The following is a 12,645-nucleotide window of genomic DNA, read 5'->3' as shown; positions in this document are numbered from 1 at the left end:
GACGCTACGCGAAGACTTCCCGCGCGAGCTGCTGACCGCCAACCGCAAAGGCATGCTGGCCGGCCCGCGGGCTTACCTGAAGGGCCGGCGAGCGGCCGCTGCGAAGGACCGTAGTGGTAGGTGAGTGAGTCGGCTCAACTAGGGAGCGGCGTAGGCGGGTGCTGTCGTTGCCATGTGGCGGCAAGTGCTTCGGCGGCGCCTCCGGCGGCGGCTGCCGCCACCGCGACGATGATCGTCGCGGCGCGGGCAGCGTGGATACGGCGGGCCGGTTGTCCAGCGTCGGGTGGGCGTACGGCTCCGTGCAGGTCACGCAGTAGCGCTTGGGGCAGAGTGCGGGTCAGGTAGGAACGTTCGGCACGCAGGCTGTTGGATCCCTGGAGTAGCCGGGCCATCTGCACCTTGCCGCGTCCCTCTGCATAGCAGCGGCGCAGCAGGAACCGGAACGTCGCGCGTTCGGCCGGTACGTGGTGGTCCACGACGGCCTTCGGCACGTACATCCATCGGCCGCCAGCGGCACTCATGCGTAGGCAGAGGTCGGTGTCCTCGGGGCGGTTCCGGCTGCCGATCTTGCCGAACCCTTCGCGGAAGCCGCGGACCTCGGTGAAGACGTCGCGTCGCACGGCCATGCTGGCCGACCACACGTTGCGCACGTGCGCGGTGTCGACAGGCATCCCGATGTACGACGCGCCTACCGCCCATAGCAGTTCGTCGGGCATCCACCGGGGCTGCGACCGGTGCCAGGCGGCGGCGATGGCGCCGCCGGTGCCGACCACCGCCGGGTCATCGAAGGGTGCCACCAGCTGGGCCAGCCATTGCGGGCCGGCTTTGATGTCTCCGTCCAGGAACGCGACCAGTGGCGTGGTGGTGTGCCATGCGCCGGTGTTACGGGTGCCGGAGGCGCCTCGCTGGAAGCCGTTCTCCAGCACGGTGACCCCGGACAGATGGCGCAGCGCCTGGTCGTACAGCCGCGGGTTGTGGTCGACGACCACGATGACCTCGGCCGGGGCGGGCCGCTGCGCGAGCGCCGACGCGACCGCACCCACCAGCGCGTCCCAGCCGCGCTCACTGTGGCAGGGGATGACGATACTGACCTGGGCAGCGCCTACGGCCGTCATGGGCGAACCTCGGCTTGGTCCGAAGCAGCCACGGTGGTGCCCCTATCGGCGACCGGGGGCGTACTGGCCGGCGTGGTCTGCGACTCGGCGGCCAGCAACGCGTCCACGGTTCCGTACCAGTTGCCGCCGGGAACGGTGAGCACCGGGACGGTCTTGGTGCGTCCGGTGGCCGTACTGGCGCGCGTGGCGGTCTTGGCCGCCGCGCGGCGCTGCGCGGCGCGGCGTCGGAACTCACTGACGATGGTACGAAGGACCCGGGCGCCGTCGCGAAAGGTGTTGAGGTTGCTGGTGCCGTGGATGCGGAGGTGTTCGATGCTGGAGACCTCCTTGACCCGCATGCCGCTGGCGGCGACCCGGATGTTGATCAAAGTCTCGATCTCGAAGCCGTCGCCCCACAGCTTGCGTCCGTCGGCCGCACGCGGCAGCTCGGTAGACGGTAGGTCCATGACCGGCACGACGCGGCGCCAGAAGGCGTTGTAGCCGTAACACAGGTCGGTGAACTTGGTGCCGAACAAGCTGTTGACCACGAGGTTGAGGCCCTCGTTACCGACCCGCCGCAGCGGCGTGATGTCGTGGCTGTGGCCGCCTTTGCCGAAGCGGGATCCCTTGGCGAATTCGGCACCGTCGGTGAGCGCGCTGATGAAGCGGTGGATCTCGGCGGGGTCGGTGGATCCGTCGGCGTCGATCATCGCGATGGCATCACCGGTGCAGGCGGCGAAGCCGGTGGCCAGTGCGTTGCCTTTGCCGGTGCGGGTCTGCTGCACCACGACGACGTCAGGGCGCAGTCGCCGGGCGACCTCGACGGTCCCGTCGGTGGAGCCCCCGTCGACCAGGACGACCTGGTGCAGGCCGGCCGGCAGCGCCTCGAAGACGTGCGGCAGGTTCAGTGCCTCATTGAGCGTGGGGATGACGACGCTCACGTCTGGCGCCCGTCGCGGGGCACCCGGTGGGGTCCTACGGCGGCCCGGCGTCATGCGCGGAGTTCTACGGCGGTCCTGCGTCATGTCGGAGTCCTTCGTTGTGCTGCGCCGGCGGATGGGCAAGGGATGCTGTCCCTAGCAATCGACAGCATCCCCGCCGGCTGAACGATGATCCGGGACTATGACCGAACGGACGAGTCACCCACACCCTCCCGGTCAGCACCACCGCCTCATCACGCCACCCACTCCCGCCGACTAGCAGCGTGCGCGTTGACCGACTGCGGCACGGCAGCTGCCGAAGATCGGGTCGGGCACCGGCTCGGACCAGCCGGAGCAGACGATCCCGGCTGGCGGGCATGCCCACGTCGCCCGCGGCCGGGCACGGCCCGACCGGCGAGGGCGAGCTCGATCGCCGTCAACACCCGCCGGAGCCTTTCGCTGATGCGTGGCCAGTGCCGGGCCAGCCCGTCGACCTGCTCCAGCAGCCTGCGTCCGACGTCCACCGCGCATTTCGCGCGAGAACCGAGTTCTCCGCTGACGCGGGGTGACGGCACGCGGGCAAACGGGTGCGCCTTGTTTGCGGCATGAGAGGGCGCTGAGTGTTGTCATCGCTGGTTCTCGATAAAGGCCGGGATGTCGGCACGCGTCGGGTAGTTGGGTAGGGGCGCTGGTCGGTTCTGGAGGAAGGCGGTGATGACGGCGGCGGCTCGTTGATTGTTGTCGTCTAGTCCATTCCACATGTGGTGTCCGACCCCGGGCATGTACTGGGTTCGTTGGACGGCGGGGTCGGTGGCGAGGATAGTGGTTTGCCATTGGCGGACCTGTGCTGAGCATTCGGCGATCATCAGCATTGCGGGGGTGCTCGAGAGCCGCAGTTGCGGCGCGATAGACGGAGAGTCGATGATCGTTTGCTGGATCTGGAGGCTGGCGGCGGCGTTGAAGGAGAAGTTGTGCGTGCTGTCCTCGACAGGAATGCGGTGCGCGTCTCGCGCGCAATAGGCGGACGCCGTGTCACTGCCGAGGTCGGCGGCCGTGAAGGCGTTGACACCTTCGGCCTGCCTGATCAGGTCGTTATCGAATCCTAGTAGCCCGAGCCGCATGAGACCGAAGGTCACGCCGTATCGGGGGATGTACGTCGACCGGGGTCCCGGCGGGGCCGGCGCGAGGTCGCGCGCGGATTGTTGGCCCTGGTGCCCGCTGATTCGGGCGGTCGGGCCGTCGATAGGGCCGGGCTCGGCGATGACCGCGCGGTGCACGTGGGCTGCGGTGTCGGGGTCGGCCAAGCCGCGGGCAAGCACGATCGCGCCGGACGAGAAGCCGAGGACGTCCACCGGGCCTTGGTCCAGTCTGTCGGCGAACGCTCCGAAGTCGTGGACCAGCCGGTCGATGGTGTACTGCGCCATGGGGAGCAGGTCGCTGCGGCCACCCCCGGCCTGTTCGTAGGCGTAGACGTTGTAGCCCTGTCGCGCCAACAGTTGCAGGAACCGATGGTCGAGCAGGGAGATGCTGCGGATCGGCCCGCCGTGGAGGTAGACCAGAGGCCTCGGGTGCTGCGGGACGCCGACGGTCGGGGGGTAGTGGTACACCGCAACCCGGCTTCCGGTAGCCAGGCTCCAATGCTGCGTCACCACGAATGGGAGGTTGGCGGGGTAGTGCCGCTGAGTGGAGAATGTAGGGATGCATACCGACGCCGTCAGGACCGCGGCGGCGGCCACCGGCAGCAGCCGTCTCAGCCGCCCGCGCCAGGTGTGAAGCCGACTCAGCCATAGCGCGGCTGCGACTCCCGCGAAGGAGGTGGTAAGCCATGCGGCAAGCCCGCTGCCTGCCCCGCCGGTCGCGACGATCAGCACGAGAAACAGTATGACCAGGCCCGCGCAGGCAGCCGCGGCCATGCACAGACGGGCGGCAGCGCGGAGGGGGCGGACCGAAAACCCTCGCATATGCATCTCCCAGAGGTTTCAAAACATCGTTTTGAAACACTGTACCGGTACGGTGCCGCCTCGCGGTGCCCGGCGCACAGCGGTGGCCGAAAAGGCCCTAGGCTGATCGTCGTGGGCCGGCCGAAAACCAACGATGACGCGGTGAAGGAGCGGTTGCTGCACACCGCCACCGAGATGCTTGCCACCCGGCCTCGGGAGTCGATCAGCGTCCGCGCCTTGGCTGGGGCCGCCGGCACCGCGACAGCAGCGGTCTACACGCTCTTCGGAAGTAAGGACGCGCTGATCGGCGAGGTACGCACCAGAGCGGTATCCGGCCTGTTCCAAGACCTGTCAGCGGTGTCGGCTTCCGCCGACCCCCTCGCCGACATTCAGGCCCTCGCGGTGACGTACCGGCAATGGGCACGCCGGCACCGCCACCTCTACACGGTTCTGTTCAGTGGCGTCCAGACGTTCGACCCGAACGGCCCGGTCTCCACCACCGATCCCGTCCGACCATTAGTTGATGCGATCGACCGCGCCCGGTCAGCCTCCATGCTCACCGGCGACCTGCCCGCCATCGCCCTTTCTCTCTGGGTAACCCTGCACGGACTCGTAACCCTTGAGCTGGCCGGGGCGTTCGACACCGCTACCGCTGATCGCACATTCGACTCCACTATCCCCGCCACGCTGCGCGGATGGGCAGCCCCGAAAACGTTCTGAACTCTGCGCCGGACCAGCTCAGACGCGCGATGAACCCTCGGACTGCATTCGGCGCCACGAGCCCGCCGAGGGACACGCCAGTCGAACATCCGCTCTTCGGCATGCACTCTTCTCGGCTAGATCCGGATGCCGGTCGAGGCGGGTCGTCGAACGCATGAGCCGTCGATGCTCGGGTAGAGCGGATCGGGGGACCTCGGCAACCGCCTCGGCGGAATGTGCTCGCCGTGCAGCGACCACCTCGAGCGATCAGAATGGGCCACGCGAAGCTCCTGGCGGGGAGTAGGTCGACTTGTCAGTGCGCGTTCTTTAGGACGCCCTTGCGTCACGATCTTGGCTCCGCTGAGGCAGCGTTGCCTCGACATGGAAGGTCGTCGCGGCGACGGCAGCAGCGACAGCGAGCCGAACAGTCGAGACGTCTAATCTGGCCGTTGGCTGATACTCGCTCACCCCGCAGGCGAATCAGCGGATCAACATCTCGGCATCATTGAAGCTCGCCGGAACCAGAAGTCGAGGACGTCTGAGCTGGTAGAGGTTCGCGGCACGTACCAAGACCCAGACACTTGGTCGCTACGGTGGCCAGGCGTGGCGATCACGAGCGTGACTGAGCGAAGAACTCCGCCGTTACGCGCGACATCGCCCGGATCCCGTCGATCAAGTCGGCCAGCGGCGGGAAGGCAACGCCGCGTGGATGGACGGCTCGAACGCGGGACAACGCCGGGCAACGCCTAACGTGTGCGATAACGTCTATTACGCCACCACACCCCGGTCACCTCTGTATTTTGAAATCGAGGAAGGCGGCGAGAGACGGGCCGCTGCGGATGGCCGTGACCGGTGAGATGGCCAGCCGCCGAACGGCCCTGGCAATGACGCACCAACCCACGAAGGTGTCGTCTCGCAGCCGTTTTCAAATCACCAACGGCCCGGTTCTGGATCGGCGGAATGCGAAAAGCTTATTCTACCTACGCACGTTGACCCCGTGAGGTGATTTGGCGATGACGTTCACCGCCTCGACGTACGCTCCGATGGTCTCGGAACGAATTGCGGCGCAGCAACGGCTGCTCCTTCAGTACCTGGGTTCTAGTAACGACTTCGACATCATCATCGTCGGCTCCGGTATCGGCGGCGGTCTGCTCGCCGACGACCTGGGCGAACACGTCGGCACGAGCAAGCGGATCCTGGTGCTGGAAGCTGGGTCGTTTCTGTACCCGACGCACGTGTACAACTTCTGCCGGTCTTCGAATTCCCAGGTGGCCCGCCACTACGGCTGCGACACGTTTTGGCAGACCGGCACCGACACGACCGAGTTTTTCATCGGCGAGAAACCGCAGCTTAACTTCGGCGGTCGGTCGATCTTCTGGTCCGGGCTGATCCCGACCATCCAGGGATGGGAGCTGGAGTTCTTTCCCGACCCGGTGCGACTCGACCTGCAGAGTGGCTTGCTGAACGAGGCCGGAGACGCCATGAACGAGTCGCGGTCGATGGGGCGGACTGCGCAGGCAATCGTGGCGAAGCTGCGACAGAGCCCCCTGGCGCGCGACTTCTCGATCCAGGAGACTCCGCGGGCGCTGCACCAGCCGTACCTAGCCGCCGATGGCACCCCCAAGGAGGAGTGGTTCACCGAGCCGACCGGGGTGTTCAACACCGCCGAACTGCTGATCAACCAGCTAGGTCTGTTCCCGGGGGTCTACCACGGCGACTTCGACGGCTTGTTCCTTCTGCTCAATCACTTCGCCGAGGACGTCCAACGGCACAACGGCCAGTACGAGCTAACGGTCCGCGACGTGCTCACTGGCCAAGCACGGGTGTTCCGAGCACCGACCGTCGTTCTCGCTGGCGGCTCCATCGAAAGCGCTAAGCTACTGCGCCGCTCCACCATGTTCCCCGCCCTTCCCCCGTCGGTGCAAAATCTGGTTGGCGTGGGATTGACCGATCACCCAACCACCGATGCGATTCACACCTCCGTCACCAACATCGGCGAGATCGACATTCCGCGGACATCGCATGCGAAGATCGTCCTATACTCGCGGGGACTCGGAGACGGCGAGATTCGGTACCCCTTCAACGTCGAGATGAACATCAATCACGAGTATTGGCATCTGCGCGACAACGACCCGAACGATCCGCTGCGTGCGGACCCGACTGCGTTCTCCAACAACCAGTTGCGGGGCCCGTCGCGGCTGGACATCAAGTTCAGCTTTGGAAACTGCCTCGACGACGACAACCGGATCGAACCAGCGCCGCCCTTCGGGTACGTGCCGCAGGTGCGTTTCCGGAATCAACGTCGGCGCGACCATCTGCGTGACTCGCGGTTCCCGGCACTGGCCGGATGGCATAAGAACGACGGGGAGATCTTTCAGGTGCTCAACTCGGTGACGCACCAAATCTTCTCCCAGTTCCACAACAACGGCGCGCAGGCCCGGCCGGATGGCGAGAGTTGGTACAGCCCTGACGGCAAAGGTTTCGGGTACGGCACTGTGCACCACGCCGTGGGCAGCCTACGAATGCCGCACCGGCCGGCGCGGGGGAGCGCGATCGCAGCGTCCTCGGTCGTCGACACCGACCTGCAGGTAATCGGCGCCGACGGTCTCTACGTCTGCGACATGTCGGTGATGCCGTTCAGCTCGGCGGCCAATCCGGTCCGCACCCTCGGGGCGCTCGCGTTGCGGTTGTCTCGTCGCCTCCGCTGACCATCCATGCCTAATGGGAGCTTCCCGATGCAAAGTTACCTTTGGGCACTCCGCTGTACGGCGGCACGGACGATGAACCTGCCCGGGAAGGCTGGCTCGGATCCCGCTGGTTCGTGGGCGCCTTGATGAAAGGCGCGGGTTAGGGTGGTCGGCCTGTCCGGACGCGGCCACACCCTACGAGTGCTGATGATCGACCGATGTGATGGTGCGTGTGACCCTCGGAGGCCGCCCGCCACCGCAGATGCACTGTCATCGGCATGACAGTCAGAGTGGCGCTTCGGAGTAGTCGGATGGTCCAGTTGCGTGGCCTTGGCCTCGTGGCCCATGGCGAGCGCGTTGGGAGGACGGCGCTGCCTCGACCAGATCGCCGGGGTCGGCTGAGGTGAGGGCGAGTGGGAGGAGCATCCTGCTCCTCGCCGGCTATGGTGTTTGCGCTGCTCAGAGACTGTCGTCAGCAATGGTGGGGAGCACCGCCACGATGAAATCGTGCCGTTCGGGGCGGGCGGGGCGGCGCTGCTCCCAACACCGGTGATCGAACGGGGAGCAGGCGGGGTTGAAATCAGCAGCGTCGGGCGACCGTGCCTGAGCAGCTGATCTACATCGTTCCCGGTTAGGGCCATGGTTGGACTACGGTCACACCGGAGAGTCACTGGTTCGATCCCAGTATCGCCCACCAGGGTTCATGCAGGTCAACAGCTCGTTACCGAGGTTCAGGTAACGAGCTGTTCGCTCGTGATCCTTACGCTGCGAGCAAATGGGAGCACAACGGTATGACTGCCTGTCGCCGGCCTGGTGGCCGTCGAACGGGAGGACATCGTTGCGGCCGGTTGCGCCGCTACTACCGACTCACCGAGCCGGGTGGTGAGGTGCTGGCCGTCGAGGTCGAACGCATGCGCCGCGACGTCGAGGCGGCGACCGCCCGGCTGCGCGCCACCAGGCCATCGCGGAACGACGGGACCGGGGGGACGCAGTCAACAGCGGGACCGGCACCATTCATGATGACGGGTGTAACGTCCGAGCGAGTCACTCCCCTCATCCTCCGGAGTCCCGGTTGACCGCGAGCCTGCTGACCACCATGGCTGACCGCCTCGCCGCCGCTCCCGGGGCGCCCCTCTACACGTTTCTCGATCGCCACGGGAAGGAGATCGACGCGGCCGACCGCCAGGAGATTGTGCGGCGGGCGGCCGGCACCGCGGACTTCCTGCAGGCGGCCGGGGTCGCGCCCGGCGACCGCGTGCTGCTCGTCTTCCCGCCCGATGGTCTGGAGTTCGTTGCGAGCTTCTTCGGGTGCATGCTCCTCGGCGCGATCGCGGTCCCGGTGGCCAGCCCCGACCCGCGGCATCTCGATCGGGAGCTGCCCAAGCTCCGGCACATCGCCGAGGACAGCGGCGCACGCGTCGCCCTCACCCATGCGAAGTACCGCGCGCTCACCACGTTGGCGTCGGTACGCGACGGCGTGGCGGGCCGCTGGCGCGGCCGCGAGACGGCGAGCTGGCCCGGACTCGCCTGGCTGCTGTCCAATCGCGTCAAACGCGCCGATCCGGAGGCGGCCGCGAACCGGCTGGCCCGCGCGGCCGCCCGGTTCGGCCCGGACGACGTCGTGTACCTGCAGTACACCTCCGGCTCGACGTCGGCGCCCAGGGGCGTCGTCGTGCGGCACCGGAATCTGACGCACAATCTCGAGCTGATCGCGCGCAACACCCTGGTCGACAGCGAGTCGGTGCTCGTCGGCTGGGTGCCGCTGTTCCACGACATGGGGCTGGCCGGCGGGATCCTCAACGCGATGTACACCGGGGCGCGCTGCATCGCCTTCTCCTCGATGACCTTCCTGGCCGCCCCGCGTCTCTGGCTCGAGGCGATCGATCGCTACCGCGGCACGCACATCGCCGGGCCGAACTTCGGCTACGACTACGTGTTGCGCGGTCTGCGCGACGGCGACTCGTTCGACCTCTCGTCGGTCCGCTCCACCCTGCAGGGCGGTGAGCCGATGCTGGTCGCCACGATGGACCGCTTCGAAGCCGCGCTCAGCCGGATGGGCTTCGATCCGGCGTCGTTCGGCAACGTCTACGGCATGGCCGAGGCCGTGTTGTTCGTCTGCGGTCGGGTCGGCCGGAAGCCGACGCTGCTCCACGGGGATCGGGCCCTGCTGGATCGCGACGGCGTGATCGTCGCGCCGGCCCCGGGCGCACCCGCGGTGACGCTCGTGGGCAGCGGCGTGCCTGACGCGAAGTGGGGGGTTTCGGTGATCGCCGTCGACCCCGTGACCCGGCGGCCGCGGCCACCTTACGCGGTCGGTGAGCTGTGGATCTCCAGTCCCAGCGTGTCGAGCGGTTACTGGGGACGGTCCGAGGAGGAGAACGCGGCCGTCTTCGCCGCGCGCCCGGCGACCGGGAACGGCCCGGACGACGGGCGACGGTTCCTGCGTACCGGTGATCTCGGGGTGATCGGCGACGACGGCGAGGTGTTCCTCTGCGGCCGCCTCAAGGACATCATCATCGTCGGGGGCCGCAACATTCATCCGCAGGATCTGGAGGCGGCGATAGTGGCGGCCGATCCGATTCTGCGGCCGGGCAACGCGGTCGCCTTCGGGGTACGGGTCGACGGCGTCGAGCGGGTCGTGGTGGCGGCCGAGCTACGCAAGAAGGTCCTGCGGAACAGGGAGCCGATCCCGCTGGACCGCGCGGCCTCGGCTATCCGGGCCGCGGTTACCTCGCACTGCGGGGTGCAGTGTCATGAGGTCCTGCTGATGAGGCCGGACAGCATTCCGAAGACGACCAGCGGAAAGCTGCGACGCACACAGTGCAAGCACCAGTGGACGGTCGGCTCGCTGCGTTCGTCGGCGATCTCGGGACAACGCAAGCCGACGCGGGAGACGTTGCCCCGGGCGCGCCCGGGCGGCGAGCCGAAGTACGTGCTCCGGCTGCTGCAGACCGAAGTCGCGGAGGTGCTGCAACTGCCCGACCCGAACGACGTATCGGTGGATCGGCCACTCCTCGACGTCGGCCTCGACTCGCTCGGGATGATCGATCTGGCCCAGCGCGTCGAGGACCGGACCGGAGCGCGCATCCCGCCGGCGAGCTTCGGCAACGACTCGACCCTGCGGGCGATGGCGATCTCGCTGGTACGGCACTTCGAGCCGGCGCCCCCCGAACCGGGCGAGGCTCCGGACACCGGGGACGTCCCGTTCAGTGCCGCGCAGCGGCGCGCCCTGGAGCTGGGGCAATGGGACGGATGGACCCGTACGGTCATGCTCGACGTCCATCGGCGGCTCACCCCGGACCGCCTCCGCCGAGCCGCGTCCGCGCTGGTCGCCCGGCACGAGGCGCTGCGCCTGCGGTTCCGCCGGGACGACGGCCGATTCGCGCAGCGCTACGGCGACATCGAGGGCAGTTTCGCCGTCGAGTCGGTCACGCTGGACCGGCCCGACGCCCTCCCGCCGCTCCTCATCGAGCAGCATCGCCGCGTCAGCGTCGAGCACGGCCCGCTGATGCGTCTCCTTCTGATCGAGACCGGCTCCAGGCAACGCCTGTTCCTCGCGGTCAACCACCTCGTCATGGACAGGGTCACGCTGCGCATCCTGCTGGATGACCTGGACCAGCTCTGCCGGTCGGACGAACAGGGCGAGACCCTGCGGCTGGCCCGGACATCGGCGCGCTTCGGGGTGTTCTCCGGCTGGATGAACGACTTCGCCCACCGGGGCGCGACGGCTGATCTGGAGTTCTGGCGTAGTCAGCTCGCAGTGCCACCACCGGCCACCTACGACCCGCTGGCCCATCCCGGCGTGCAGACGGAGGAACTGGCCACCGCCCGCCACAGCCTGCCGCCCGACGAGACGCGCGCGCTCCGCAACGTACGGATGACCGGGCCGGACGCAGGCCGCGCACCGCTTGCCACCACCCTGCTCACGGCGCTGGTGCGGACCGCGCAGCGCCAGTGGAGCTGCGGGCGTCTCGTGGTCGAGCTCTCCGGCTCGGGGAGACGGACAGCGGTGCACGGCCTCGATCTCTCGCGGACGGTCGGCGATCTGCACTGCACCTTCCCGCTCGCCTTCGAGGACAGCCGGTCCCAGGGCCCGGCCGAGACGCTGACCGCGGTGGGCGAACGGCTTGCCGGTGTCCCGTCCGCGGGTCTGTCGTTCGAAGGTCTCAAGTATCTGAACAACGATCCGAACCTGCGAGAGAACATCCGCCAGGCACCGGCTCCGACGCTCTGGTTCAACTTCCAGGGCGAGATGCCGACGCGGAGCCGCAGCGGCCTCTTCTCGCTGAGTGCGGCCGCCATCGGTGACGTGTGGGATCCCGGGGCCGGCGTTCGGCAACCGCCCCTCTACGTCGAATGCACGGTCGTCGGCGGCACGACCCGCATCGTCTGGGAATACTCGCCCCGGCGGCTGTGGTGGACCGGAGCCGAGATCGATCAGTGGATGACCCGGTTCCGAAACGAGCTCCACGTCCTGGCCCGAACTGGACCAGGCTTCCCGGTCCGTCAGACGTCGCGGTAGGCGGCGAACTCGTCGAGCAGGCTCTGCGGGGCCCTGTCGTCGAAGATGAGATCCAGGGAGCAGCGGGCCGCTCCCAACTGCGCTGAACCGTGTTCAGCGGCTCTGAGCTGCTACGAACTGCTTCGCGTTTGTGCAGGTCATTCGCGAAGTGGCTGGTCAGCGATTTGCGGACCGTCCGTTCCCTGGGTGTTGAGTGCCCGGTCCTGGGCAAGGCCGATGTTCTTGCTGCTGGTGGCGAGCAGGAACAATGCGACGCCGATGATGCCGGCCGTGGCGAGGCTCCACGGGTCGCCCAAGGTGAGCCGGATCAATCCGTACACGATGAGCACGATGATCGTCGAGAGGGTGGTGCGGCGTACCCATTTTGATGTTCGGCGGGCCGTCATGATGGATGATCGGGCGATGGTCTGGCCGTCCAGGGTTCGGCGGACGTGCCAGGTCGCGGTCAGCAGGGCGATGGCGCCGATCTGCATCACGGCGCCGCCTACCGCGAGGGGCAGTCCTGGCAGCTCGCCGGCGGTCAGGAGGCTGATTCCTCCGGCGGTGAAGAAAGTCGTCAGCACCACCATGATCACGATGGCGATGGTCATGCGTCGGGCGGCTCGTCGCAGGAGTGTGGGATCAGGTACGTGGACACGATCGTTGCTCATGGCGTCTCCCGCGGGGCCGGTCTATGAGGTGCGTAGGTGCCAGTTGGTGATCTTGTCGCCGCTGAGACTGCCGTCGGCGATGACGTCGTTGGTGGAGCGCGGCCAGTGCCCGCCGGGGAAGCCGTCGTTGTTC

The 12,645-nt window shown here is 67.6% G+C and carries 7 protein-coding genes and 1 pseudogene; 4 read left to right on the top strand and 4 right to left on the bottom strand.

The window, feature by feature from the left end:
• Positions 1-134 precede the first annotated feature (134 nt).
• The 3 genes from Aau02nite_RS45245 to Aau02nite_RS45235 all read right to left on the bottom strand — a co-directional run bounded on the left by Aau02nite_RS45245 (position 135) and on the right by Aau02nite_RS45235 (position 3,885).
• Positions 135-1,115 carry a glycosyltransferase family 2 protein gene (locus tag Aau02nite_RS45245; RefSeq protein ID WP_212994889.1) on the bottom strand — a complete coding sequence of 327 codons (981 nt, stop codon included), beginning with the start codon at positions 1,113-1,115 and terminating at the stop codon, positions 135-137.
• Positions 1,112-2,035, bottom strand: coding sequence for a glycosyltransferase family 2 protein (locus Aau02nite_RS45240; protein WP_246595933.1), 924 nt, complete (start codon positions 2,033-2,035; stop codon positions 1,112-1,114). The genes Aau02nite_RS45245 and Aau02nite_RS45240 overlap by 4 nt, the downstream gene beginning before the upstream one ends.
• A gap of 605 nt (positions 2,036-2,640) precedes the next feature.
• Positions 2,641-3,885 (bottom strand): alpha/beta hydrolase, encoded by a 1,245-nt coding sequence (locus Aau02nite_RS45235; protein WP_212994887.1) that lies wholly within the window; start codon positions 3,883-3,885, stop codon positions 2,641-2,643.
• Positions 3,886-4,086: 201 nt separating this feature from the next.
• Here Aau02nite_RS45235 and Aau02nite_RS45230 point away from each other — a divergent pair, with 201 nt between their 5' ends.
• From Aau02nite_RS45230 to Aau02nite_RS45220, 4 genes and pseudogenes are all read left to right on the top strand, one after another.
• Positions 4,087-4,674 carry a TetR/AcrR family transcriptional regulator gene (locus tag Aau02nite_RS45230; protein WP_212994886.1) on the top strand — a complete coding sequence of 196 codons (588 nt, stop codon included), beginning with the start codon at positions 4,087-4,089 and terminating at the stop codon, positions 4,672-4,674.
• Positions 4,675-5,666: 992 nt separating this feature from the next.
• Positions 5,667-7,361 (top strand): GMC oxidoreductase, encoded by a 1,695-nt coding sequence (locus tag Aau02nite_RS45225; RefSeq protein WP_212994885.1) that lies wholly within the window; start codon positions 5,667-5,669, stop codon positions 7,359-7,361.
• Positions 7,362-8,147: 786 nt separating this feature from the next.
• A pseudogene (locus Aau02nite_RS48180) lies at positions 8,148-8,317 on the top strand (PadR family transcriptional regulator); the annotation flags it as partial.
• Positions 8,318-8,412: 95 nt separating this feature from the next.
• Positions 8,413-11,862, top strand: coding sequence for an AMP-binding protein (locus Aau02nite_RS45220; RefSeq protein WP_212994884.1), 3,450 nt, complete (start codon positions 8,413-8,415; stop codon positions 11,860-11,862).
• Between the two features lie 137 nt (positions 11,863-11,999).
• Here the strand turns inward: Aau02nite_RS45220 and Aau02nite_RS45215 are convergent, their stop codons facing one another.
• Complete coding sequence (locus tag Aau02nite_RS45215) at positions 12,000-12,452, bottom strand: hypothetical protein (RefSeq protein ID WP_212994883.1); 453 nt, start codon at positions 12,450-12,452, stop codon at positions 12,000-12,002.
• Positions 12,453-12,645 lie beyond the last annotated feature (193 nt).

The sequence above is a fragment of the Actinoplanes auranticolor genome, from assembly GCF_018332655.1.
GTDB lineage: Bacteria > Actinomycetota > Actinomycetes > Mycobacteriales > Micromonosporaceae > Actinoplanes > Actinoplanes auranticolor.
Note: the sequence above shows the minus strand (reverse complement) of the source record. Positions and strands in the feature narration are given on the sequence as shown.

Coding starts and splice junctions, on each gene's coding strand:
- Aau02nite_RS45215 (WP_212994883.1), bottom strand. CDS start 12,452: ATGACCATCGCCATCGTGATCATGGTGGTGCTGACGACTTTCTTCACC.
- Aau02nite_RS45245 (WP_212994889.1), bottom strand. CDS start 1,115: ATGACGGCCGTAGGCGCTGCCCAGGTCAGTATCGTCATCCCCTGCCAC.
- Aau02nite_RS45225 (WP_212994885.1), top strand. CDS start 5,667: ATGACGTTCACCGCCTCGACGTACGCTCCGATGGTCTCGGAACGAATT.